Source organism: Lentzea sp. HUAS TT2 (assembly GCF_051853195.1).
GTDB lineage: Bacteria > Actinomycetota > Actinomycetes > Mycobacteriales > Pseudonocardiaceae > Lentzea.
Genome location: NZ_CP196667.1, coordinates 3,940,603 through 3,965,173, shown reverse-complemented (window position 1 = coordinate 3,965,173; position 24,571 = coordinate 3,940,603). Strand labels below are relative to the sequence as shown.

The following is a 24,571-nucleotide window of genomic DNA, read 5'->3' as shown; positions in this document are numbered from 1 at the left end:
CCGCGAGGTGCGCCCCCAAACCTGAAGAAATACCTGAAGATTTCAGGCCGTCAGTACAACTTTTCCTCGTACGTGGCCACCTTCGAGCAGCTTGTGCGCCTTCACGGCCTCTGCCAACGGAAAAGTCTGCTGCACCTCGACGCGGAGCTTGCCTGCCGCGACCAGATCGACGAGCCACTGCGTCTGCTCCGCGTTGGGCCGCGCCCACGTGTTGACCACGCCGTTCTCCAGCGCCCGAGGCCCGTCCACAATGGACGTCATCCGCGCCCGGTCGCGCACCAGCTGCAACGACTGGTCGAACGCGAGCCCGCCCGCGTTGTCCACCACCACGTCGACCAGGCCGTCGCCGCCGACGAGCTCCGCCACCGCGTCGACCAGTGCGTCACCGTAGGCGACAGGTTCGGCCCCGAGCGACCGCACGAACTCGTGGTTGCGCGGCGACGCGGTGCCGATCACCCGCGCGGCACCCAGCTCCCGCGCGATCTGCACCTGCAGGTGCCCGACACCACCGGCCGCGGCGTGCACCAGGACGACGTCCCCTGAACCGGTTCCGACGACCTTCAACGCCTGCAGCGCGGTCAGCCCTGCCAGCGGCAACGCCGCCGCGGTCACGAAGTCCACGGTGGACGGTTTGCGCGCGACCATCCGGTCCGGCAGCGAGACCAGCTCGGCGTAGGTGCCGAACTGGACGTGGTCCTTGCGGGCGTACGCGAGCACCTCGTCGCCCGGCTTCCAGTCCTGCACGCCGATGCCGACCGCCCGCACGACGCCCGACACGTCCCAGCCCGGGATCAACGGCAGGTGGTGGGGCATCAGGCCCTGCAGGTAGCCGGCTCTGATCTTGTAGTCCACCGGGTTCACCCCGGCCGCCCGCACCTCCACCAGGACCTGGTCGGGTCCGAGCAGCGGGTCGGGCAGCTCCTGCCACGACATGACGTCGGCATCGCCGAAGCGGCTGTACGCGATCGCTTTCACAGTCCCTCACCGTAGAAGACACGCTCCGCCACCGCACGTGCACGGCGGGTGGTCCTGCGGTACTCCTCCACGAACTCCCCCGGATCGCCCCCTGGCTCGTACCCCATGACGGACGCGACCGCCACGAGATCGCGCCCGGACGTCGGGAGCTGATCAGATGCCTTGCCCCGCACCAGCATCAGGGCGTTGCGCGCCTGTGTCGCGAGGTTCCACGCGGCGGTCAGCGCGGCGGCGTCCTCCGCGGCCAGCAGGCCCGCGCCCACGGCGGCCTCCATCGCGGCCATTGTGGACGGTGTGCGCAGACCGGGAACGGAACCGGAATGCTGCAGCTGCAACAACTGCACGGTCCACTCGACGTCCGCGAGCCCGCCGCGCCCGAGCTTGGTGTGCGTGCTCGGGTCCGCGCCGCGCGGCAGCCGTTCGGCGTCGACCCGCGCCTTGATCCGGCGGATCTCCCGCACGGACGCCGCGTCCAGGCCGTCCGGCGGGTACCGCAGCGGCTCGATCAGCGCCTCGAACTCGGCGCCCAGCGCTGCGTCGCCCGCGAGGAACCTGGCCCGCAGCAGCGCCTGCTTCTCCCAGATCTCCGCCCACTGCCGGTAGTACGCGCGGTAGGAGTCCAGCGTCCGCACCAGCGGCCCCTGCCTGCCTTCCGGCCGCAGGTCCGCGTCGACCTGCAACGGCGGGTCCTGCGACGGTGCGCCGAGCAGCCGCCGGATCTTCTCCACGACCCCGCTCGCCCACTTGACCGCCTCGGCGTCGGACACGCCCTCCAGCGGCCTGCACACGAACATCACGTCCGCGTCCGATCCGTACCCGAGCTCGTGGCCGCCGAGCCTGCCCATGCCGATCACCGACACCACGGCGGCAGGGTCGCCGGACGACCGCACCGCCGCGTCCAAAGCGCTCTGCAGCACCGAACCCCACACCTCGGACAGCGAGATGCACACCGTCTCCAGCGGCATGAACCCCAGCAGGTCCGCGGCGGCGATGCGCAGCAACTCGTGGCGCCGCAACGATCTCGCGGCCGCGATCGCCCGCGCCGCCTCCGGGTACCGGGAAACGGCGCTGCGCAGGGGTTTCCCGATCGAGTGCGGGTCACCGCCGACCAACGCGTCGGTGTCCGCGAGCAGCCGCATCACCTCCGGCGCCCGCACCAGCAGGTCCGGCACGAACCGCGAGGTGCCGAGCAGCACCGCGAGCCGTTCGACGACGGCGCCCTCGTCGCGCAGAAGCCTCAGGTACCAGGGGGTTTCCGCGAGCGCCTCGGACACCTTCCGGTACGCGAGCAGCCCGCCGTCCGGGTCGGGCGTGCCGGCGAAGAGGTCGAGCAGCACCGGCAGCAACGCACCTTGGATGCGAGCCCGCCGTGACATCCCGTGCGTCAACGCCTGGATGTGCCGCAACGCGCCGTCCGGCGACGTGTAGCCCAACGCCGCCAACCGGGCCACGGCCTCCTTGGTGGTGAGTCGCAACGCCTCGGTCGGCACGCCCGCCACGGACTGCAGCAGCGGCCGGTAGAACAGCTTCTCGTGCAGCCGCCGGACCTGGTTGGCGTGCTTGCGGAACTCCGCGAGCAGCACCTGCCCCTCGGACTTCTGCCCGTCCGCCGCCAGCCCCGTCGAACGCGCCAGCCACCGCAACGCCGTCATGTCGTCGTCAGCCGGGAAGAGGTGCGTGCGCAGCAACCGCTGCAACTGCAGCCGGTGCTCCAGCGTGCGCAGGAACCGGTACGAGCGCCCGAACTCCGCCGCGTCCTCACGCCCGACGTACCCGCCCTGGCCCAACGCGGCCAACGCGGCCGTCGTCGCCTGGATCCGCAGGTCCTCGTCGGAACGCCCGTGCACGAGCTGCAGCAGCTGCACCGCGAACTCGACGTCGCGCAGCCCGCCGCGGCCGAGCTTCAGCTCGCGGTCGGCCAGCCCCGACGGCACGTGGTCCTCGACCCGGCGCCGCATCGCCTGCACGTCCTCGACGAAGTTCTCGCGCTCGGCCGCCGTCCACACGTACGGCCGCACGACGTCGAGGTACGCCTGCCCCAGCTCGGCGTCACCGGCGACCGGCCGTGCTTTCAGCAGCGCCTGGAACTCCCAGGTCCGCGCCCACTTCTTGTAGTACGACGCGTGTCCTTCGAGCGTGCGGACGAGCGCGCCCGCCTTGCCCTCCGGCCGCAGCGCCGCGTCGACCTCGAAGCACGACTGGCCCGCGATCTGCATCATCGTGCTGGCCAGCCGCGTCGCCACGCCCAGATCACCCTCGGCGACGAACACGACGTCGACGTCGCTCACGTAGTTGAGCTCGTTCGCGCCGCACTTGCCCATCGCGATCACCGCGAGCTGGCAGCGGTCGGCACCGTTCACGCGCTCCGCGGCGAGCTTCAGCGACGCCCTCAGGGCCGACACGGCCAGGTCGGACAGCTGCGCGGCCACCGTGTCGTACGGAACGTACGGCAGGTCGTGCTCCACGACGTGCGCCAGGTCGTTCGCGGCGACGAGCAGCAGCTTCGCCCGGTACTCGGTGCGCAGCACGTCGCCGTCGGCCAGCTCCAGCGACACGTCGACGTCGTCGGTCAGCGAACGCCATCGGTCGGGGTTCACGACGAGGAAGTCGGACAGCGCGGTGGACGAGCCGAGCACGGCGAGCAGCCGCCCGCGCACCACGACGTCCTTGTGCAGCGCGACCGACAGCGCGTCCCAGTCGGCGACGGCGTGCAGGCGTTCGAGACCTCGCAGCGCGAGGTCGGGATCGGGGCAGCGGGACAGTGCGGCGAGCACTGCCTCCGACCCCTCGGTGGGCCGGCGGTCAGCCCACAGGCCCAGTCCGCGCAGCACTTCCTCGCTGCGCGGCTCGGTGAGCCCGAATCTTGCCGGGGACGCGTGGCGGACTGGTTCGCTCATCGTGAGCCAACCCTAATGCCCGCACAGCGCTAGAAGACGATCAGTGAGAGTCCGTAGAGCACCACGGCGACGCAACCGGCGAAGCTCGCGTACGCGGGGACCTTCTTGTCACCCGACAGAGCGCGGATGCCGAGCACGAACAACGTCACGACCACCACCGTGACCAGCAGCGTGGCGCCGAAGACCTGGAGCAGCGCCGTCCAGTCGACCTTCATGCCGCCACCTTGTGCAGTTCGGCCTGGGCGGCGACCTCGTCGACGATGTGCTCCGGCTTGACCGGCTCGCGCCGCGCCAGGATCCAGATGCCGATCGACACCGCGAGACCGATGGCGGCGACGCCGATGATCCCGACCGTGCCGGTCGACGCCCACTTGCCGGCGAGTGCGCCGACGATGCCCGCGGCGGGCAGTGTGAACAGCCAGCCCGCGGCCATCTTGCCCATGGTGCCCCAGTTGACGCCGCGGCGGTCGCGGCCCAGGCCGGAGCCCATGATGCCGCCGGACGCGACGTGCGTGGTGGAGAGCGCGAAGCCGAGGTGCGACGACGCGAGGATCGCCGTGGCGGTCGAGGTCTGCGCCGCGAAGCCCTGCGCGGGCTCGATGGTCGTCAGGCCGCGGCCCAGCGTGTGCGTGATGCGCCAGCCGCCGAGGTACGTGCCCGCGGCGATGGCGAGACCGGCGCTGACGATCACCCAGGTGGGCGGGCCGGAGCCGGGGGCGAGCGAACCGGACGTGATCAGCGCGAGCGTGATGATGCCCATGGTCTTCTGCGCGTCGTTCGTGCCGTGCGCGAGGGAGACCAGCGAGGCGGACGCGACCTGGCCGACCTTGAAGCCGGTGTGCGCGACGCGCGGGTCGGCCGCCTTCTTGAGGCGGTAGACGACGATCGTGGCGATGGCCGCGACCAGACCGGCGACCAGCGGCGCGACGATCGCGGGCACCAGGACCTTGTCGACGACCTTGGCGAAGTGGATGGCGTCCACCCCGGACGCGACCCAGGCAGCGCCGATCAGGCCGCCGAACAACGCGTGCGACGAGCTCGACGGCAGGCCGACGTACCAGGTGACGAGGTTCCACATGATCGCGCCGACCAGCCCGCCGAAGATGATGGCGGGAGTGATCTGGGCGTCGTCGACGATGCCGCCGGAGATGGTCTTGGCCACCTCGACGGAGAGGAACGCGCCCACGAGGTTGAGGACCGCCGACAGCGCGACCGCCGTGCGGGGCTTGAGGGCACCCGTGGCGATGGAGGTGGCCATGGCGTTGGCCGTGTCGTGGAACCCGTTGGTGAAGTCGAAGATGAGAGCAGTGACAACGACGATGATCACTACAAGTGCGGGATCCACACTGATCCTCCGGCTGGATCGAACAAGCTGTCCAGGAGATTACGGTACCGCCAACGGAGGATGTCTTAAAACCTACGAAAGTAACGTCACACCAAGGGAAGTTGTGCGCCTGATCCCAGTGCGGGCAACAGTTCTCCCCGAACGAGTTTCGCGAATCGGCCGACGAACGGCTGCCACACCTCTTCGAAGTCGCGGTGCGCTTCTTCGAGGAACTCCTGGTCGAAGTGCTGCGCCCGCGCGCACGCCGCCGAATCAGGGTCCTTCGCGGCCCAGTGCAAGACGATTTCCGGGGTCGTCTCGATGTGGAACTGAAGGCCGTAAGCGCTCTCCCCCACCCGAAACGCCTGATTCGGATATTTCGGGGACGCCGCGAGGTGTTGTGCGCCGGGCGGCAGCAGGTGCACCTCGTCGTTGTGGAACTGCAGCACGTCCGGGGTGAACGGCAGGTCGGCGAACAGCGGGTCGGTGGCGGCAGCGTCGCGCTTCGCCACGAGCAGCACGCCGACCTCCGGCCCCTGCGGGCCCTTGCGCACCTGGCCACCGGTGGCGGCCGCGAGCAGCTGCGCACCGAGGCAGATCGCCAGGGTGGGCAGCCGCTTCGACACCGCGCTGGACAGCAGCCGGCGGGCGTCCGCGAGCCACGGGTGGTCGATGTCGTCGAGCGCGCCCATCTCACCGCCGAGACAGATCACACCCTGGTAGCCGTCGAGGTTCGCCGGCGCGGGCGCGTCCTTGAGCGGCACGAGGTCGAGCTCCAGCCCCTCGGCCTCGAGCCAGTCGCCCAGCTTGGCCAGCGGGTCTGACTGCGAGGGCTGCAGGACGAGCAGGCGCGGTGCGTTCACGCACCTGAGCCTAGGTGGGCTCGGGTCAGCAGTGACATTCGACCTTGGTAACACCTGCCCCGGCGGGCTGGTCCGACTCGACCGGATAGCCCGCGTCCCGCCAGGCCGTGATGCCGCCGGACAGCCGCTTCACCCGGTAGCCCCGCTCGGCGAGCGCGAGTGCCCCTTTGGTCGCGGCGTTGCACTGGAAGCTCTCGCAGTAGCAGATGTAGACCAGGCCCGGATCGAGGTCGAGCTCGGCCGGCAGGTCGCGGTAGGGCAGGTTGATCGCGCCGGGGATGCGGGCCCGCGCAAACGCTTCCGGGGCGCGCGTCTCCACGAGGACGTACCCGCGGACGTTGCCTTCCTGGAGATCGCGGTGCACGTCGTCGGGGTCGGCCTCGAACGCGAGCTCGGCGGCGAAGTGGCCGGCGGCGGTCCTGGGGTCGGCGGCGGGGAAGCGCAGTGCGTTCGTCATGGTTGCGATCCTGCTGGCACCGGGTCCTGTTCGGACATGCGGAAGTCCAGGCGTTGCGCGGGTTCTCCTTATGATTTCCAGGTGGAACTCGACGCCGTGGACTGGAAGATCCTGTCTCTGCTCCAGCAGGACGGGCGGATGTCGTACACCGCGCTGGGCCGCCACGTGTCGTTGTCCGCGCCCGCGGTGACCGAACGGGTGCGGCGCCTGGAGTCGCTCGGCGTGATCACGGGTTTCACCGCGGTGGTGTCGCCCGCCCGGATCGGTCTGCCGATCGAGTCGATCGTGCGCGTGCGGGTGCGGTCGCTGGACACGCCGCGGTTCCGCTCGCAGGTGCTGGTGCTGCCGCAGATCCTCGACGCCGATCATGTGACCGGTGACGACTGCTGGTTGCTGCGGGTCGTTTGCCGGTCGATGGTGGAGTTGGAGGAGCTCGTCGAGGTGATGCAGCGCTATGGGGACACCACGACCTCGCTCGTGTTCTCTTCGCATGTGCGCAACCGGCCGCTCTCGCCTGAGCTGTTCGGCTAGTCGGCCGGGTGGCTGGTCGGCCGAGCGAGGGTTGGCCTGGCGGGTCGTCAGGTCTGGGGCGGGTCGTCAGATCGGGTGAAGACCGTCCTGATCCGGCCGCTGCTTCGTCTCGTTCAGTGGCCAGGAGGGGGGCCTGCGAGTTGTCCACAACCTGAACGGGCGGTGGTTGTCCTGAAACAGCGTTTTCTTTCTCCCGCATATGCGGAAGCGCGGGGGGATGCGACAGGGAACTGTGCCGGCGCCGGGCTCGGTGACACTCCGCGGACTGGGTCGGGTGCGCGGCGTTCTGTGGATGGGCCACAGCGTCAGCCCGGCGCGGGGTGCCCGGCGCGGGTGGCGTGCCCGGTACGGGGTCCAGCGGGCGTCCGTCGCTTGGTGCTCGGCGGCGTGGCGAGGAAGCGCCGTCCGGTTCGGCCACGAGGGCGATTCACCACTCGGTGATCAGGTCATCGGCGGCGGACGTGGCGAGCCTCGAACTCCCCCTGGGGACGTCTGGCACGTCAGGTCTTCGAACCGGTGGAGCCGCAGGGCGTAGAGCGCGTGCCCGCCGTCGGGCCTGAGCGTGCGGAAGGGTTCGACGGTGGTCCCGCGTTCCGGTGCCCCTGCTGATCTCGCGGCCCTGCCGGGTGTCCACGACGAGGAGCGCCGCGGCTGGTGGCATCGCGGCGATGTGCAGTGGGCGACCCTCCATCCGGGTCACCGCTCCGGCCATGGTTCCGTTGTGGTGCAACGAGATCAGCGCGGTCGGCGTCCGGCACCCTGCACCGCGGTGTCCACACCGGTCAGGTGCCGCTGTTGTTCACGGGTTCGGTATCGAGGAAGTCCTGGTGTCGGTGTGGCTCAGTGCTTCCACCAGAACTCCGCCCAGTCGTCGAGTGGTTGGTAGCCGATTCGTTGGTAGATCGAGTTCGAGGTGGGGTTGGCCAGGTCGGCGAAGAGCAGGACCTCGGTGGCGCCCTGGTTTAGCGCCCACTGGCTCACCAGCGCGCTGACTGCGGCGCCGTAGCCGTGCTTGCGGTGCTCGGGTGGGGTGTAGACGGGGCCGACCCTGGTCATGCCAGCCTGCGGGAGGCTCGCCACGGCCCAGGCGACGGGCGTGCCGTTGATCATCCAGAGGGCGTGGCCGTTGCCTAGGCGCAGGGAACTGCGCATGGCGTCGGTCGCCGGCTCGTTCGGTGCTTCCGGGACGGCTTCGCGGAGGAAGGCCTGGCGCCAGGCGCCGAGGAGCTCGACGTCGGCCTCCGTAGCCAGGCGGCCTTCGCCGGCCACCGCGGGTGGGACGAGGGTGGTCAGACGGTATTGCCTGGTGGTGAGGGATTCGGTGTAGTTCTTGCCGGTCGCTGTGGCGAAGGCCTCTGACCTCTCCCGCGGGCCTGTCGCCCCTGGCGCGTCCGGGTCGATCCTCGCGGCCAGGTCAGCCGCCATTTCCACCGCGGCTAGTGGGAGGTCTGCTGTCTGGAACGGCCAGGGTGGTGTGCGGACCAGGGAGCCGATCACTTCGCCGTGCTCGTGGAAGGTGATCAGGATCGGCTGTTCTTCGGTGGCCGGCGAGCGGCGGATGCGGTCCAGCGAGGTGAGTGCCACCGTGTTCCGCACCGGATCGGCTGCGAGCCGTTCGTGGGTGGCGGCGTCGAACGATTCCAGTGTGATGTGCACGACCGCGTCCATGGGTCCATCAGATCAGGCTGCGCAAGCGAAATCACGCTTCGAGCACGCCAAAAGACCCCTGAGGGGAGCACCGAAGTGCTCGACCCTCAGGGGTCTTCTGGAAATAATGTTCGGCGACGACCTACTCTCCCACACCGTAACCAGTGCAGTACCATCGGCGCAGAAGGGCTTAACTACCGGGTTCGGAATGGGACCGGGTGTTTCCCCAACGCTATGATCACCGAAACTCTATGGAGATGTACCTGCGGCGATCGGAATGCCGCTCGGTTCTTCCAGAACCGCACAGTGGATGCGTAGCGTCTTTGTAACAAGTCCTCGGCCTATTAGTACCAGTCAGCTCCAACCGTTACCGGTCTTCCACCTCTGGCCTATCAACCCAGTGGTCTAGCTGGGGGCCTTAACTCACGAAGAGTGGGATACCTCATCTTGGAACGAGCTTCCCGCTTAGATGCCTTCAGCGGTTATCCCTTCCGAACGTAGCCAACCAGCAATGCTCTTGGCAGAACAACTGGCACACCAGCGGTCCGTCCGTCCCGGTCCTCTCGTACTAGGGACAGCCTTCCTCAAGTATCCTACGCGCGCGGCGGATAGGGACCGAACTGTCTCACGACGTTCTAAACCCAGCTCGCGTACCGCTTTAATGGGCGAACAGCCCAACCCTTGGGACCTACTCCAGCCCCAGGATGCGACGAGCCGACATCGAGGTGCCAAACCATCCCGTCGATATGGACTCTTGGGGAAGATCAGCCTGTTATCCCCGGGGTACCTTTTATCCGTTGAGCGACCACGCTTCCACAAGCCATGGCCGGATCACTAGTTCCGACTTTCGTCCCTGCTCGACCCGTCAGTCTCACAGTCAAGCTCCCTTGTGCACTTGCACTCAACACCTGATTGCCAACCAGGCTGAGGGAACCTTTGAGCGCCTCCGTTACTCTTTGGGAGGCAACCGCCCCAGTTAAACTACCCACCAGGCACTGTCCCTGATCCGGATCACGGACCGAGGTTAGACATCCAATACGACCAGAGTGGTATTTCAACGATGACTCCACAACCACTGGCGTGGCCGCTTCACAGTCTCCCACCTATCCTACACAAGCCGAATCGAACACCAATACCAAGCTATAGTAAAGGTCCCGGGGTCTTTCCGTCCTGCCGCGCGTAACGAGCATCTTTACTCGTAATGCAATTTCGCCGGGCCTGCGGTTGAGACAGTCGAGAAGTCGTTACGCCATTCGTGCAGGTCGGAACTTACCCGACAAGGAATTTCGCTACCTTAGGATGGTTATAGTTACCACCGCCGTTTACTGGCGCTTAAGTTCTCAGCTTCGCCCCGAAGGACTAACCGGTCCCCTTAACGTTCCAGCACCGGGCAGGCGTCAGTCCATATACATCGTCTTGCGACTTCGCATGGACCTGTGTTTTTAGTAAACAGTCGCTTCTCGCTGGTCTCTGCGGCCGTCTCGCCCTAGCCTGCAAGAGGCTTCAAACGCTACGGCCCCCCTTCTCCCGAAGTTACGGGGGCATTTTGCCGAGTTCCTTAACCACAGTTCGCCCGATCGCCTTGGTATTCTCTACCTGACCACCTGTGTCGGTTTGGGGTACGGGCCGCGTGAAAGCTCGCTAGAGGCTTTTCTCGGCAGCATGGGATCACTCTACTTCGCCTCAATCGGCTACGCATCACGTCTCAGGATATGTGAGGCACGGATTTGCCTATGCCTCTCCCTACACGCTTGCACCAGTACTACCACTCACTGGCGGAGCTACCCTCCTGCGTCACCCCATCGCTTGACTACTACAAGTTCAGGTCCCGCGCTCCACATTCCCCTCGACCCCGAAGGGTCTTTGGAGGTGCTTTGGGCGGTTAGTATCACAAGGTTCATCATGGGCGCGTTCACACGGGTACGGGAATATCAACCCGTTGTCCATCGACTACGCCTGTCGGCCTCGCCTTAGGTCCCGACTTACCCTGGGCGGATTAGCCTGGCCCAGGAACCCTTGGTCATCCGGCGGACGAGTTTCTCACTCGTCTTTCGCTACTCATGCCTGCATTCTCACTCGCATAGCGTCCACGGCTGGATTACTCCGCCGCTTCAACCGCTACACGACGCTCCCCTACCCATCCCGAGTAAACTCGAAATGACACAGCTTCGGTGGTGTGCTTAAGCCCCGCTACATTGTCGGCGCAGGACCACTTGACCAGTGAGCTATTACGCACTCTTTAAAGGGTGGCTGCTTCTAAGCCAACCTCCTGGCTGTCTGTGCGACCCCACATCCTTTCCCACTTAGCACACACTTAGGGACCTTAGCTGGCGTTCTGGGCTGTTTCCCTCTCGACTACGAAGCTTATCCCCCGCAGTCTCACTGCCGCGCTCTCACACCTCGGTATTCGGAGTTTGGTTGATTTCGGTAAGCTTGTGGGCCCCCTAGACCATCCAGTGCTCTACCCCCGAGGTGAAACACACGACGCTGCACCTAAATGCATTTCGGGGAGAACCAGCTATCACGGTGTTTGATTGGCCTTTCACCCCTAACCACAGCTCATCCCCCAGGTTTTCAACCCTGGTGGGTTCGGGCCTCCACGCGGTCTTACCCGCGCTTCACCCTGGCCATGGCTAGATCACACCGCTTCGGGTCTAGACCACGCGACTCAAGCGCCCTATTCAGACTCGCTTTCGCTACGGCTACCCCACACGGGTTAACCTCGCCACGTAGCACTAACTCGCAGGCTCATTCTTCAAAAGGCACGCCGTCACCCCTAAAGGCTCCGACGGATTGTAGGCACACGGTTTCAGGTACTATTTCACTCCCCTCCCGGGGTACTTTTCATCTTTCCCTCACGGTACTAGTCCGCTATCGGTCACCAGGGAGTATTTAGGCTTAGCGGGTGGTCCCGCCAGATTCACAGCGAATTTCACGAGTACGCTGCTACTTGGGAACACTCTAAACAGACATCGGATTTTCGAGTACGGGAGTTTCACCCTCTACGCTCGTGCTTTCCAGACACGTTCCTCTAACCACAATGTTTTCTGACTGTTCGCTAGCTCGGCAGAACTAGCCAAGAGGTCCCACGACCCCGCGAATGCAACCCCTGCCGGGTATCACACAGACGCGGTTTAGCCTCTTCCGCTTTCGCTCGCCACTACTCACGGAATCACGGTTGTTTTCTCTTCCTGCGGGTACTGAGATGTTTCACTTCCCCGCGTTCCCTCCACATACCCTATGTGTTCAGGTATGGGTGAACCCACATGACTGGGTCCGGGTTTCCCCATTCGGAAATTCTAGGATCTCAGCTCGGTTGACAGCTCCCCTAGACTTTTCGCAGTCTCCTACGTCCTTCATCGGCTCCTGGTGCCAAGACATCCACCGTATGCCCTTACTAACTTGCTACAAAGATGCTCGCATCCACTGTGCAGTTCTCAAAGAACGAACGGTCATCATCTCTTCTGTGCAGCTCGCCTGCCTGACCGAAGCCGGCGGTTCGAGCGCTGAGATGATCCGATCTGCTGAAAGACACAAAAAGCGTGTTCTCTCAGGACCCAACAGCGTACCGATCTGTTCATCCAGCCCTCGCGACACCTTTCCACGCTCCGAAGAGCAGTACTCACTGTCGTGACAACCGAACGTCTAGCCAGCCAGCATCCACTAATGAGCCCACCCAGCATCGAGGCTGGTGTGGTTCTGACCGATGCTCGGAACGTTTGCCCAAGATCATCGGTAGATGCTCCTTAGAAAGGAGGTGATCCAGCCGCACCTTCCGGTACGGCTACCTTGTTACGACTTCGTCCCAATCGCCAGTCCCACCTTCGACCGCTCTCCCCCTTGCGGGTTGAGCCACGGGCTTCGGGTGTTACCGACTTTCGTGACGTGACGGGCGGTGTGTACAAGGCCCGGGAACGTATTCACCGCAGCGTTGCTGATCTGCGATTACTAGCGACTCCGACTTCACGGGGTCGAGTTGCAGACCCCGATCCGAACTGAGACCGGCTTTATGGGATTCGCTCCACCTCACGGCTTAGCAGCCCTTTGTACCGGCCATTGTAGCATGTGTGAAGCCCTGGACATAAGGGGCATGATGACTTGACGTCATCCCCACCTTCCTCCGAGTTGACCCCGGCAGTCTCCCATGAGTCCCCACCATTACGTGCTGGCAACATGGAACGAGGGTTGCGCTCGTTGCGGGACTTAACCCAACATCTCACGACACGAGCTGACGACAGCCATGCACCACCTGTGAACCAGCCACAAGGGAGGCTCTATCTCTAGAGCTTTCTAGTCCATGTCAAGCCCAGGTAAGGTTCTTCGCGTTGCATCGAATTAATCCACATGCTCCGCCGCTTGTGCGGGCCCCCGTCAATTCCTTTGAGTTTTAGCCTTGCGGCCGTACTCCCCAGGCGGGGTGCTTAATGCGTTAGCTGCGGCACAGAGGGCGTGGAAGCCCCCCACACCTAGCACCCACCGTTTACGGCGTGGACTACCAGGGTATCTAATCCTGTTCGCTCCCCACGCTTTCGCTCCTCAGCGTCAGTGTCGGCCCAGAGACCCGCCTTCGCCACCGGTGTTCCTCCTGATATCTGCGCATTTCACCGCTACACCAGGAATTCCAGTCTCCCCTGCCGAACTCAAGTCTGCCCGTATCGACCGCAAGCTTGGAGTTAAGCCCCAAGTTTTCACGGCCGACGCGACAAACCGCCTACGAGCTCTTTACGCCCAATAATTCCGGACAACGCTCGCACCCTACGTATTACCGCGGCTGCTGGCACGTAGTTAGCCGGTGCTTCTTCTGCAGGTACCGTCACTTGCGCTTCGTCCCTGCTGAAAGAGGTTTACAACCCGAAGGCCGTCATCCCTCACGCGGCGTCGCTGCATCAGGCTTTCGCCCATTGTGCAATATTCCCCACTGCTGCCTCCCGTAGGAGTCTGGGCCGTGTCTCAGTCCCAGTGTGGCCGGTCACCCTCTCAGGCCGGCTACCCGTCGTCGCCTTGGTAGGCCATTACCCCACCAACAAGCTGATAGGCCGCGAGTCCATCCCATACCGCCGGAACTTTCCACACCAAACCATGCGGTTCAGTGTCGTATCCGGTATTAGACCTCGTTTCCAAGGCTTATCCCAGAGTACAGGGCAGGTTACCCACGTGTTACTCACCCGTTCGCCGCTCGTGTACCCCGAAGGGCCTTACCGCTCGACTTGCATGTGTTAAGCACGCCGCCAGCGTTCGTCCTGAGCCAGGATCAAACTCTCCAATAAGGATTGTGTTTGATCGCTCCAGACGGAATATGTCTGGCATCAATCTAGTCTTGCCTCAAAGGAACTACCTCGACGAGGAGGTAATTCATATATTACTGGCTGTGTTTCGGCACGCTGTTGAGTTCTCAAAGAACACGCGCTCACCGGTTCCAGTCTCCGTTTCCGGAGGCTTTCTCTCGGGGCTTGTGTTGAAAGCTTAGCCAGTTCGTTTTCGCTTTGTCAAATCGGCCGTTTTGGCGATTCAGGCTCGGCGCAAACTCGCTTCGCATTCAGTTTTTGCTTGGTTCAGAAGTTATCTGAGTGGCTTTCCCGGTGTCAAATCGGGGTCATTTTCAGATCCCGGACAGCACGTTAGGCCGTTCATTTACTTCTGGGGGTTTGACGCCGTGAGACTTTACCCGGCCCGATCCGCGGTGTCAACCGCTCGTTCCGGGGTCTCGCTTGCGACCTGGAGAAAGTTACTGATGGGGACGATCAAAGTCAAATCGCCTGGTCAGCGGGCTGCTTGATCGGCACGGACGGCGAAGGAGCAGCCTGCTTGGCCCCGACCGGACGCGGTCGCAGCCACAAGGTGATGGAACGAAGTCCCTCCATCGCCCGCACGATCTGGTCCGCCGACGCCGGCTGACGGGTCGCCACCGGCACCAGGTCGTAGCCCCAGACGCCGAACTCCTTGAGCACCGTCACCGGATCGTCACCGAAATCCGAGGTCGCGGTCGCGGAGAACTCCAGGAACACGTGCGGCCTGTCGCGGCGCAACAACCGGACGAGCCCCGCGAGAGCGCGATGCCCACGTCCAGGGGTGTCGACCTTGACGACGGATAGCTTCATGCCCTGCACCAAGGCGATCTCTTCGAGCGCCTTGTCCAGGCGGACGGCCTTCACCCGTGCGACGTCCTCGCCGGCATCGGCCGCCAACGGCGACACCGACACACCACCGGTCAGCGTCGGCGACACCGCGAGCTCGCCCGCGCTCTCCCACGCGGCGCCCTCGACCACCGTCATCCGATCGGCGACGGCGGCAGGAAGGTTCGCCGAGACGTTGTGCTTCAAAAGCGCGGCAGCGGACGCGTCCGGTTCAACGGCGACAACAGCGCCCATCAGCCCGAGCCGAGACAACACGCGAATCGAGTGATAGCCGACGTACGCGCCGACGTCGAGGAAGATCCCGTCCGGCTCCAGCACGGAGTCGAGCAGTTCCGCGAGTTCCGGCTCCCACACACCGTTGGACGACAACAGCGGGAGCATGAACGCGTCGTCGGAGGGCAGCCGCATCATGCCCGCGTCGCACAACACCAGCGATGAACGCACCGCAGGCGCGTCACCAGCGTTCTCGTGCTGACGAACGACCACGCGCCGCAACGCGTCCGCGGTCTGTTGTGCCTGGTGAGCGGTGCGAAGTGCGGCGTCCAGGCGCGTGTCGCGCTCGCGGAACACCTCGACGACCTTGGACTCCAGCGAGTCGATCCGGTCCAGCGTCCGGTCGAGCGCCACGGTCAGCTTGTCGATCCGCTCGGCCAGCACCTCGTCCGACTTCGCGCGCTTGGCCGCCTCGGCCACGACCGCGTCCTCGACGTCGCGCTGCCGGCGGCCCTGACCGGCCATGTCGGCGCGGACGCGCACCACGCCGTCGTCGACGCCGACCAACTGGTCGACGAAGTGCGACTGCCGGGCGGCGACCTGCTCGACCTCGGCGCGGAGCAGTTCCAGCTCACCGGCACCGACGCCGGCCTTCAGCGCGTCCTGCCGGTTGACCAGCTCGGACACCGTGCGCTCGACCCCGTCGACCAGGGTGTGCAGCACTTGGCGCATGTGGTTGTCGTAGTGGTCCAGCGCGCGCAGCACGACCTTGCGCAGCGCGGGTGCCATCGGTGTCCGGTGAGGGCCGTCCACGGTCGGCTGGCGCAGTAACGCGTGCTTGGCCGACTGCAGCGCGAGCATCGGGTCGACCTCGGCCTTCGCCTTCGGCCTACGGGCTCGCCATCCGCGGTACGCGTGCTCGATGCGTTCACGGAGAACTTCGGCCACGCGTGCGACCGACCGCACCGACAGCACGTGCTCACGTCCGGCCGCACCGAGCGCAGCGGCCGTGGGCAGGTCATCAGCCAATGAACGCAGCAGCTTCGCGGCGGCCTGCACGTCGGGTTCGGAGCCCTGGTGACACGGCACGAGGACCGCCGTCTTGCCGAACAGCTCGGCAACGGCGCCGTGGTCCGACGCGACGACGGGAACTCCCCGCACGGCGAGCTCTGCCAGGCGCAACGCGATCCGGTCGTCCGCCCCACCGCGGTGCAACGACACCACGGCGTCCGCGACAGCGGCCACGTCGAGGTCGTCCACCAGCGAGATCCGCGGGTCGGAGCCCGTGGCCAGGCGCAACCGCTCGGCCGCCTCCGAGTGCTCGACCGCACCGGACACGGCGATCTTCAGTTCGACGTCCGTGCGGTCGGGGAACGCGGTCAGGAACGCCGACACGGCACCCAGCACGTTGCCGGACCTGTCCAGCCCGTGGTCCGCGATCGCCGCGAACACCACCACTTCCCCAGGAACGTGCTCACGCGCGCCGACGTCGTGCACCGGCACGGGCACAACCCGCACGATGGGCCCGCCGATGCGTTCGGCAGCAGCACGCGACACGTCGGAAGAAAGCCACAGCTCGTTCACGCCCGTGCGGTCGTCCGCAGCCGTGGCGTCCAACGCAACCTCGACGACGAATCGTCCAGCAGGCACTTCATCGTCAGAAGAAGCGCGCACCACCACGGGATATCCGGCGGCGGCCGACACCGGCAGCCCGGACGCGCGCGCGGCGGCGAGCATCCGCTCCGCCAGCGGTCCCGAGCCCACGACGGACACGCCGAGCTGGTCGAGCAGCGCCGGACCTTCCGTCCGGGGCTGCGGCACGGCGGGCGCTGGCAACCGTCCGGACGCGACACCGACACCGGCGCACCACTCGCGCCAGGCGTCCGCGTTCGCACCGAACGGCGCCGGGAACTGCTGGCGCAGCGCGGCATCCGCCCGCCACACGGCGTCGGACCACCGCGTGCCACCGGTCTCGGTCTGCTCGCACGCCCACATCAGGAACCCGCCGCCCCCGTCCTCGCCGAACGCCGGCGGCGGCGTCAGCTCGGAGGCCCGGTAGTCGGCCCGCAGCTCGGACGGGATCTGGGTCCCGTCGATCAGGGAGTCGAACCGGTACGGCACAGGTGCCACGGACCAGCCACTTCGCACCAGTTCGGCGCGATAGGACTGGCAGAGCTCGGCGACCTCCGTGTGCTCCGAGAGCAGCACACGGGGACGTTCCGCGAAATCGGCGGACAGCAGCCACGGCCTCCGCGGGTCGAACCCGCGGAAGTGCACGGTCAGCAGGTCCTGGCCGATCACGGCCAACGAACCGGACTCCGTGCGGTGCAACGGCCTGTCCGCGACGTTCCACACGGACAAACCGACCCGTGCGTCGCGCACGACGTGATGCGGCACGATCGCCGGCATGTCCAAAGAGGTCAGGTAGGGCTCGGAACCGGGGCCGACGGCGATGAACCCGGGGTCGAAGGCACCCTGGTCGTGCAGGTCGGCGGGTCCGGGCTGCAGGCCGTCGGACGCCAACGGCCGCAACGTGCGCGGCAGCAGCACGACCGGTGCGGTGCGCAGCGCCTCGATCACGACCTTCGTCAGCGACCCGAACACCTGCACCCACGGGTCGAGGTACAGCACGGGCATGCCCTGCGGCAGCAACGCCTCCAGCAGCCGCGGCACCATGGCGGCCTTCAGCGCGTCGGCGTCCAGCGAGGTCGCGAGCACGTGCAGCTCGAGCTCCTCCACGCCGATGTCGAGTGGCGTCATCAGCCCGGGACCCGCGTGCTCCGGCTGCGCGTCGACGATCAGCGCGACGAACCGGCCCTCGGGGTGCTCCGCGAGGAACGAGCTGGACAGGACCTTGACCGCGGGCAGCTCCGCCGCCGTGGCGACGGTGCACGCGCAGATCGTCGGCTGGAACTCGGGTACCTCAGTCACGGAGAGCACGTATCTGCCTCACAGCATGGGAAGAAGAGTGCGCAACTCGTACGGGGTGACGCTGCGGCGGTACGCGTCCCACTCCGTCCGCTTGTTGCGCAGGAAGAAGTCGTAGACGTGCTCGCCCAGGGCCTCGGGAAGCAGCTCCGAGTTCTCCATCTCGGTCAGCGCCTCGCCGAGGTTCTGCGGCAGGTTCGCGTAGCCGGCCGCACGACGCTCGCGGTCCGTCAGCGACCACACGTCGTCCTCGGCGGGCGGCGGGAGCTCGTAGCCCTTCTCGATCCCCCGCAGGCCGGCGGCCAGGATCACCGAGTAGGCCAGGTACGGGTTGCACGCGGAGTCCAGCGAACGGACCTCGACGCGGCGCGACGACGACTTGCCCGGCGAGTACATCGGGACGCGGACCAGTGCGGAGCGGTTCGCGTGGCCCCAGCACACGGCCGTGGGGGCCTCACCGCCGACGATCAGCCTCTTGTACGAGTTGACCCATTGGTTCGTGACACCGGAGATCTCGCGCGCGTGCTTGAGAATGCCCGCGACGAACTGTTTGCCGATGTCGGAGAGCTGGTACGGGTCCTCGTCGTCGTAGAACGCGTTGCGGTCGCCCTCGAACAGCGAGAAGTGCGTGTGCATGCCCGAGCCGGGCTGGTCGGAGAACGGCTTGGGCATGAACGAGGCGCGCACGCGCTGCGTGATCGCGACCTCCTTCACCACGTACCGGAAGGTCATGACGTTGTCCGCCATGGTCAGCGCGTCGGCGTAGCGCAGGTCGATCTCCTGCTGGCCGGGCGCGCCCTCGTGGTGGCTGAACTCGACGGAGATGCCCATGGCCTCCAGCGCCTCGATGGCGTGGCGGCGGAAGTGCGTGGCCGTCTCGTGCGAGGTCTGGTCGAAGAACCCGCCGTTGTCCGCGGGCTCGGGCTCGCTGCCGTCACCTGGCAGGCCCTTGAGCAGGAAGAACTCGATCTCGGGGTGCACGTAGCAGGTGAACCCGGCCTCGCTGGCCTTCGACAGCGTGCGGCGCAGCACGTGGCGCGGGTCGGCCCACGACGGGGAACCGTCCGGCATGGTGATGTCGCAGAACATGCGCGCGGAGTAGTTGGTGCCCTCCGGCGTCTGCCACGGCAGCACCTGGAACGTGCCGGGGTCCGGCTTCGCGACCATGTCCGACTCGTAGACGCGGGCGAAGCCCTCGATCGCCGAACCGTCGAAGCCGATGCCCTCGCTGAAGGCACCCTCCAGCTCGGCCGGTGCGACCGCCACGGACTTCAAGAAGCCCAGGACGTCCGTGAACCAGAGCCGGACGAACCGGATGTCGCGTTCCTCTAGCGTGCGGAGCACGAACTCCTGCTGGCGGTCCATAGAGCGCAGCTTAAGGGCTCCGGAGTCTCTACGATCAACGCATGTCCGCCCGTTGGTTGTTGGTTTGCGCACTCGCCCTGCTCACGAGCTGCACGTCCGGGGGAGATCTCCCCGATGGTGCGACCTTGCTCTCGAAATCGGCCGAGACGATGCGTTCGGTCAAGAGCGTCCACTTCACCATCAAGGTCGACGGCGAGCTGCCGGACGTGCCGGTGAAGGAGGCCGACGGCGACCTCACCTCGGCAGGGGAGTCGAAGGGCACCGCGAAGGTGACGTTCGCCGGCAGCCTGCTGGCCGTCGAGTACGTGCTGACGGGCGGGAACCTGCACTTCAAGGGCCCGACCGGCGGGTTCACGAAGCTGCCGGCCGCGTTCGCGGGCCAGGTGTACGACCCCTCGGCGATCCTGGACCCCGACAAGGGGGTCGCGAAGGTCCTGGCCAGCGCGAAGGACGCGAAGACGAAGTCGTCCGGTGACGTGTCGGTGGTCGAGGCGACGGTGCCCAAGGACGTGGCGGCCGGGCTGGTGCCGGGCATCTCCGCGGACGTGAAGGCGACGTTCTCGCTTGACAAGGACAACAAGCTCAAGAACGCGCTGTTCGAGCTGCCCGGCGGCCAGAAGGTCGACATCGGGCTCACCGACTTCGACAAGCCCGTCACGGTCACGGCACCCGCGTAGATGAGACGGATCGCTCTCGCCGCGTCCGGCGCGGCCGTGCTGTTGGGGGCGCTCGACGCGTACGTTGTCGTCGGCGTCCTCACGGACATGGTGCGTGACCTGAGCATCGCGGTGAACGAGCTGGAGCAGGCGACGCCGATCGTCACCGGCTACCTGCTCGGGTACGTGGCCGGCATGCCGTTGCTCGGGCAGCTGTCCGACCGGCTCGGGCGGCGGTTCGTGCTGCAGGTCTCGCTGCTCGGGTTCCTGGTGGGCTCGGTGATCACGGCGCTGGCCGCGGACGTGCCGCTGCTCGTCCTCGGGCGAGTGGTGCAGGGCCTCGCCGGTGGCGCGTTGCTGCCGGTGACGATGGCGCTGGTCGCGGACCTGTGGGAGGAGCAACGGCGGTCGTCCGCGCTCGGGACCGTCGGTGCCGCTCAGGAGCTGGGGTCTGTCCTCGGCACGCTGTACGGCATCGCGGTGGCGTCGCTGTTCAACGCGTTGCCGTTGTTCGAGGCGTGGGAGCCGCAGAGCTGGCGGTGGATCTTCTGGGTGAACATCCCGTTGGCGGTCATCGCGATGGTGATCGTGCAACGGTCCGTGCCGAACACACGGCGCGAGGTGCGCATCGACGTCGTGGGCGGGGTATTGCTCGCTCTGGCGTTGTCTTTGCTGGTCGTGGCGCTCTACAACCCGACGCCCGCCGAGTCCGTGCTGCCGTCGTGGGGCTGGCCGACGCTCATCGCGGCGTTCGTCGTGCTGGGTGGCTTCTTCCTGTGGGAACGCCGTAGTGCCGTGCGGCTCATCGACCCCGATGGCGTGCAGTGGCGGCCGTTCTGGGCCGTGCTCGGGGTGTCGCTCGCGGCCGGTGCGGCGTTGATGGTGACGCTGGTCGACGTGGAGTTGTTCGCGCAGACCGTGTTGCGCCGCGACTCGGCGTCCGCGGCGACGCTGCTGACCAGGTTCCTGATCGCGTTGCCGGTCGGTGCCGTGCTGGGTGGGTTCCTCGCGTCACGGATCGGCGACCGCTGGGTGTCCTTCGGCGGGCTCGCGATGGCGTCGGTGTCGTACGTGTTCATCGCGCAGTGGCCCGCTGACGTCAGCGGGCTGGTGCTCACGCGTGACCTGGCCATCGCCGGTTTCGGGCTGGGCCTGGTCATCGCGCCGTTGTCCGGTGCTGTGCTGCGGGTCGTGCCGCCCATCAGGCACGGCGTGGCGTCGGCGTTCGTCGTCGTCGCGCGCATGACGGGCATGCTCGTCGGCGTGGCGGCGTTGTCCGCGTGGGGACTTCACCGGTTCCGCGAGCTCACGGCAGGCCTGAACACACCGCTGCCGTTCGGCGTCGAGAAGGCCGAGTTCGAACGGCAGATGGCCGAGTACCAGCGCGGGCTCACCGAGGCGCTGCTCACCGAGTACCACGAGATCTTCCTGATCACGGCGGTGATCTGCGCGTTCGGAGCGCTGGGTTCGGTCCTCCTGCCGGGCAAGTCTCAGCAGACCGAATCGGTCTCCGGCAGCCTCAGGTCCACCAGGTAGTTCGTGCCCACGCCGTCCACGCAGCCGATGCCCGCGAGGAACGCCGTGTGCTGGTTCCCGTTGTACGTCAGCAAACGCGCGCCCAGCGCCCGAGAGAGGTCCACGCCGGACTGGTAGGGCGTCGCCGGGTCACCGGTCGTCGACACCACCAGCACCTGCGGCAGCCCGTTCACGTTCGGCGGATGCGGTTCCGACGTGTGCGGGGCCGGCCAGAACGCGCACGGGCCGAGTGCCGTCTCGTCGGTGGGGATCGTGTCGTTGCCCAGCAGTTCCAACAGCCTCCGACGGTTGGACTCCAGCGTGGCGCGGTCCTTGATCGGCGGTTCGTCGACGCAGCGGATGGCCACGAACGCGTCCTGGATGCGGCTGTAGGTGCCGTCCTGGGCGCGGCCGAGGTACTGGTCGGCGAGCTGCAGCAGGGTGGTGCCCTTGTTCTGCCGCAGTTCCTGGAGACCCTTCAACGCGGTCTCCCACAGCCGGTCGGTGTACATCGCCTGGATGATGGCGGTGTTCGCGTCCGAGTGGGACAGCCTGCGGTCGCCGACCTGCAGCGGGGTCTTCTTGAGCGGCTCGATCATCTGCCGGAACTTGGACTCCGCCGTGGCCGCGTCTCTCCCGATAGGACAGTCGCGTTGCGCGCACCAGCCGGCGAACCGCTGGAACGACTCCTCGAAGCCCTGCGCCTGACGTGCCGACGCGGCCACCTTGTCGCCGTCGACCTCCACCGCGCCGTCGAGCACCATCGCGCGCACGTTGCGAGGGAACATCTCGGCGTACAAGGTGCCGATGCGCGTGCCGTAGGAGTAGCCGAGGTAGCTCAGCTTCTTCTCCCCCAGCGCCGCGCGCAGCACGTCCACGTCCCGCACGACGTCACGGGTGCCGACGTTGCGCAGCAGGTCGATGCCGCTGCGTTCGGCACAGCGCTCGACGAAGAACTTGTTCTCCTGCTCGGTCTGGTTCGCGCTCTCGCCCTTGGGCCGCAGCCGTTGCGCGTCGCGTTCCGCATCCGTCAGGCACTGGACGCGGGGCTGGCTCGCCCCGACGCCACGCGGGTCGAAACCCACCACGTCGAACCGCTTGCCGACCGGGTTGCCCGCCTGCATGTTCGCGACGTGCGACATGCCGGACCCACCGGGCCCGCCGGGGTTCACCACCAGGGAACCGACCCTCCGGTCCTTCTCGGTGGCCGGTCGGCGCAGCAGTCCGACGGTGATCGTTCCTGCGTCCGGCTTCTCGTAGTCGAGCGGGACCTGCAGGCGCGCGCACTGGATGCCCTCGCGCTCGTACAGGCCCTTGCTCTTCGCATCGGTCGCGTAGGGCTGGCACGCACCCCACGACAACACCTGCGTGTAGAAGCGGTCGATGCCCTTGCGGCCGGCAACGGGGTTGCCGTTGATGCGCGCGTAGGACGTGGACGTGCCGAGCAGAACGATCAAGGCGAACAAGGCGGCGGTGACTCGGGATCGCCTCTTCGTCATTAGGCGCACCGGGTTCCGTCAGCGGGCAGGGTCTGGTCGATCAGGTACTTCACGCCGGCGGCGTCCACGCACTGGTCGCCCTGCAGGAAGACCGTGTGCTGGACGCCCTCGTAGGTGAGCAGCCGCGAGTTGAGCGCCTTGGCCAGGTTCACGCCCGCCTCGTACGGCGTCGCCGGGTCGCCGGTCGTCGAGATGACCAGCAGCGGCGGGATGCCCTCCGCCTTGGGCGGTTCGGTGCGGCCGGTCACGGGTGCCGGCCAGTACGCGCACGAGTCGAGGGCCGCACCCGGTGGGTTGCCGTCGTCGAGGAACGGTGCCGCCGCCTTGTACTGCTTGGCGGTCTCGAGCAGCGCGTTCTTGTCCGTCAGCCGCGGGTCGTCGACGCAGTGCACGGCGCTGAACGCGTCCGTGATGGTCGAGTACTCGCCCTGGTCGTCGCGGTCGAAGTACGCGTCGGCGAGGGTCAGCAGCCTGGTGCCCTTGCCGTTCTTCAGCTCCTTGAGGCCGTCGAGCAGCAACGGCCACAGCTGTTCCGAGTACATCGCCTGGATCGCGGCGGTGATGGCGTCGTTGTAGGAGAGCTTGCGCCCGCCGACGTCGACCGGCTTCTGGATCAACGGGGTCGTGAGCTGCCGGAAGCCGGCGTTGGCGTCGTCACCGAGGGGACAGTCGTTCTTGCCCCGGCACCACTTCACGAACTCGTCGAACGCCTTCTGGAAGCCGGCCGCCTGTGCGACCAGCGACGCGAGCTGGTCCTGGGTCGGGTCGACGGCACCGTCGAGGATGAGCGCGCGCACGTTCTGGGGGAAGGTCTCAGCGTATTCAGTGCCTATGCGGGTGCCGTACGAGTACCCGACATAGCTCAGCTTCGCGTCGCCGAGCGCAGAGCGGAGGACATCCATGTCCTTAACTACGTCCCGCGTGCCCAAATTGGCGAGCATTGATGCCCCGAATTTTGTACCGGCGGCACACTTCTCGGCATATGCCCTGTTCTCTTGCTCCGTTTGGGCGATTCCGGCCGGACTCGTGTCCACATCGAGGTCCAAACGCTCCGCGTCGCGCTCCGGACCGGTCAGGCATTTGACCGCCGGCTCGCTCGCGCCGATGCCCCGCGGGTCGAACCCGATGAGGTCGAACCGCGCCGCGAGGTCGGTCTTGCGGTAGGCCGAGACCATGCCCGCGGCCGACGCCATGCCGGACGCGCCGGGCCCGCCGGGGTTGGTCAGCAGCGAGCCGATCTTCTGCCCCGTGGCCTTGTACCGGAGCACGCCGATGGTGATCGTGTCGCCGGTCGGCTTGCCGTAGTCGAGCGGGACCCTCAGGCGGGTGCACTCGACGTCGCGCTTCTTGCCGTACGCGTCCCTGCTCGACCCGGTCGTGGCGTACGGCTCGCAGCTCTCCCAGGCGAGCTGCTGGCCGTAGAACTCCTCCAACCCGGCGGGGACGACGCCTGCCGGGCCGACCTTCTCGAAGGACACACCGGGTTTGGCCGCCCCTTCGATGATCGACGTGCAGGACGCGAGCAGCGGAATGACGAGCAACACGCTCAAGAGACGGACCACAGCCC

Annotated in this window: 14 protein-coding genes and 3 rRNA genes; 3 read left to right on the top strand and 14 right to left on the bottom strand. The window is 66.5% G+C overall.

The genetic code is table 11. The annotated features are described in order from the left end of the window. Nucleotides 1-42: 42 nt before the first annotated feature. From ACSHWB_RS19870 to ACSHWB_RS19845, 6 genes are all read right to left on the bottom strand, one after another. Nucleotides 43-975, bottom strand: coding sequence for an NADP-dependent oxidoreductase (locus ACSHWB_RS19870; RefSeq protein ID WP_439663493.1), 933 nt, complete (start codon nucleotides 973-975; stop codon nucleotides 43-45). Further along, nucleotides 972-3,872: a bifunctional [glutamine synthetase] adenylyltransferase/[glutamine synthetase]-adenylyl-L-tyrosine phosphorylase gene (locus tag ACSHWB_RS19865; protein ID WP_439663492.1), complete on the bottom strand. Its 2,901-nt coding sequence runs from the start codon at nucleotides 3,870-3,872 to the stop codon at nucleotides 972-974. Before ACSHWB_RS19865 ends, ACSHWB_RS19870 begins: the two co-directional genes overlap by 4 nt. Nucleotides 3,873-3,901: 29 nt before the next feature. Then, complete coding sequence (locus ACSHWB_RS19860) at nucleotides 3,902-4,087, bottom strand: hypothetical protein (RefSeq protein ID WP_439663491.1); 186 nt, start codon at nucleotides 4,085-4,087, stop codon at nucleotides 3,902-3,904. Beyond that, entirely contained in the window at nucleotides 4,084-5,217 is a 1,134-nt protein-coding gene (locus ACSHWB_RS19855) for an inorganic phosphate transporter (RefSeq protein ID WP_439663490.1), read from the bottom strand. Before ACSHWB_RS19855 ends, ACSHWB_RS19860 begins: the two co-directional genes overlap by 4 nt. Before the next feature lie 86 nt (nucleotides 5,218-5,303). Next, the gene (locus ACSHWB_RS19850; protein ID WP_439663489.1) at nucleotides 5,304-6,059 is read right to left on the bottom strand and encodes a type 1 glutamine amidotransferase; all 756 of its coding nucleotides are present in this window, start codon (nucleotides 6,057-6,059) and stop codon (nucleotides 5,304-5,306) included. A 25-nt stretch (nucleotides 6,060-6,084) separates the two neighbouring features. Further along, complete coding sequence (locus ACSHWB_RS19845; RefSeq protein ID WP_439663488.1) at nucleotides 6,085-6,516, bottom strand: rhodanese-like domain-containing protein; 432 nt, start codon at nucleotides 6,514-6,516, stop codon at nucleotides 6,085-6,087. Between the two features lie 81 nt (nucleotides 6,517-6,597). On the opposite strand from ACSHWB_RS19845, the gene ACSHWB_RS19840 reads away from it, so the two are divergent. Further along, a complete protein-coding gene (locus ACSHWB_RS19840) occupies nucleotides 6,598-7,047 on the top strand; it encodes an Lrp/AsnC family transcriptional regulator (protein WP_439663487.1) in 450 nt (149 codons plus the stop codon). Nucleotides 7,048-7,887: 840 nt separating this feature from the next. Here the strand turns inward: ACSHWB_RS19840 and ACSHWB_RS19835 are convergent. The 6 genes from ACSHWB_RS19835 to glnA form a co-directional block, all read right to left on the bottom strand. Next, on the bottom strand, nucleotides 7,888-8,715 hold the full coding sequence (locus ACSHWB_RS19835) for a GNAT family N-acetyltransferase (protein ID WP_439663486.1): 828 nt from the start codon (nucleotides 8,713-8,715) through the stop codon (nucleotides 7,888-7,890). A gap of 108 nt (nucleotides 8,716-8,823) precedes the next feature. Further along, nucleotides 8,824-8,940 (bottom strand): 5S ribosomal RNA (rrf, locus tag ACSHWB_RS19830). A gap of 78 nt (nucleotides 8,941-9,018) precedes the next feature. Then, a 23S ribosomal RNA gene (locus tag ACSHWB_RS19825) occupies nucleotides 9,019-12,102 on the bottom strand. Between the two features lie 342 nt (nucleotides 12,103-12,444). Next, nucleotides 12,445-13,961: ribosomal RNA gene (locus ACSHWB_RS19820) — 16S ribosomal RNA — on the bottom strand. The 16S, 23S and 5S rRNA genes sit together here, the layout of an rRNA operon. 480 nt (nucleotides 13,962-14,441) lie before the next feature. Further along, the gene (locus ACSHWB_RS19815; protein WP_439663485.1) at nucleotides 14,442-17,972 is read right to left on the bottom strand and encodes an FkbM family methyltransferase; all 3,531 of its coding nucleotides are present in this window, start codon (nucleotides 17,970-17,972) and stop codon (nucleotides 14,442-14,444) included. An 18-nt stretch (nucleotides 17,973-17,990) separates the two neighbouring features. Further along, on the bottom strand, nucleotides 17,991-19,334 hold the full coding sequence (gene glnA / locus ACSHWB_RS19810) for a type I glutamate--ammonia ligase (RefSeq protein WP_439663484.1): 1,344 nt from the start codon (nucleotides 19,332-19,334) through the stop codon (nucleotides 17,991-17,993). 41 nt (nucleotides 19,335-19,375) lie between these two features. On the opposite strand from glnA, the gene ACSHWB_RS19805 reads away from it, so the two are divergent. Continuing rightward, a complete protein-coding gene (locus ACSHWB_RS19805; protein WP_439663483.1) occupies nucleotides 19,376-20,011 on the top strand; it encodes an LppX_LprAFG lipoprotein in 636 nt (211 codons plus the stop codon). Then, nucleotides 20,012-21,526, top strand: coding sequence for an MFS transporter (locus ACSHWB_RS19800; RefSeq protein WP_439663482.1), 1,515 nt, complete (start codon nucleotides 20,012-20,014; stop codon nucleotides 21,524-21,526). It begins immediately after the preceding gene. Here the strand turns inward: ACSHWB_RS19800 and ACSHWB_RS19795 are convergent. Both ACSHWB_RS19795 and ACSHWB_RS19790 read right to left on the bottom strand, forming a co-directional pair. Then, nucleotides 21,481-23,004 (bottom strand): alpha/beta hydrolase, encoded by a 1,524-nt coding sequence (locus tag ACSHWB_RS19795; RefSeq protein ID WP_439663481.1) that lies wholly within the window; start codon nucleotides 23,002-23,004, stop codon nucleotides 21,481-21,483. The two genes, ACSHWB_RS19800 and ACSHWB_RS19795, sit on opposite strands and share 46 nt — an antisense overlap. Then, nucleotides 23,004-24,566, bottom strand: a complete 1,563-nt coding sequence (locus ACSHWB_RS19790; RefSeq protein ID WP_439663480.1) for an alpha/beta hydrolase — start codon at nucleotides 24,564-24,566, stop codon at nucleotides 23,004-23,006. The genes ACSHWB_RS19795 and ACSHWB_RS19790 overlap by 1 nt, the downstream gene beginning before the upstream one ends. Nucleotides 24,567-24,571: the final 5 nt, after the last annotated feature.

Excerpts from the sequence above, each read along its gene's own strand:
- ACSHWB_RS19865 (WP_439663492.1), bottom strand. The coding sequence starts at position 3,872 with ATGAGCGAACCAGTCCGCCACGCGTCCCCGGCAAGATTCGGGCTCACC.
- ACSHWB_RS19860 (WP_439663491.1), bottom strand. The coding sequence starts at position 4,087 with ATGAAGGTCGACTGGACGGCGCTGCTCCAGGTCTTCGGCGCCACGCTG.
- ACSHWB_RS19845 (WP_439663488.1), bottom strand. The coding sequence starts at position 6,516 with ATGACGAACGCACTGCGCTTCCCCGCCGCCGACCCCAGGACCGCCGCC.
- ACSHWB_RS19835 (WP_439663486.1), bottom strand. The coding sequence starts at position 8,715 with ATGGACGCGGTCGTGCACATCACACTGGAATCGTTCGACGCCGCCACC.
- glnA (WP_439663484.1), bottom strand. The coding sequence starts at position 19,334 with ATGGACCGCCAGCAGGAGTTCGTGCTCCGCACGCTAGAGGAACGCGAC.
- ACSHWB_RS19805 (WP_439663483.1), top strand. The coding sequence starts at position 19,376 with ATGTCCGCCCGTTGGTTGTTGGTTTGCGCACTCGCCCTGCTCACGAGC.
- ACSHWB_RS19800 (WP_439663482.1), top strand. The coding sequence starts at position 20,012 with ATGAGACGGATCGCTCTCGCCGCGTCCGGCGCGGCCGTGCTGTTGGGG.
- ACSHWB_RS19795 (WP_439663481.1), bottom strand. The coding sequence starts at position 23,004 with ATGACGAAGAGGCGATCCCGAGTCACCGCCGCCTTGTTCGCCTTGATC.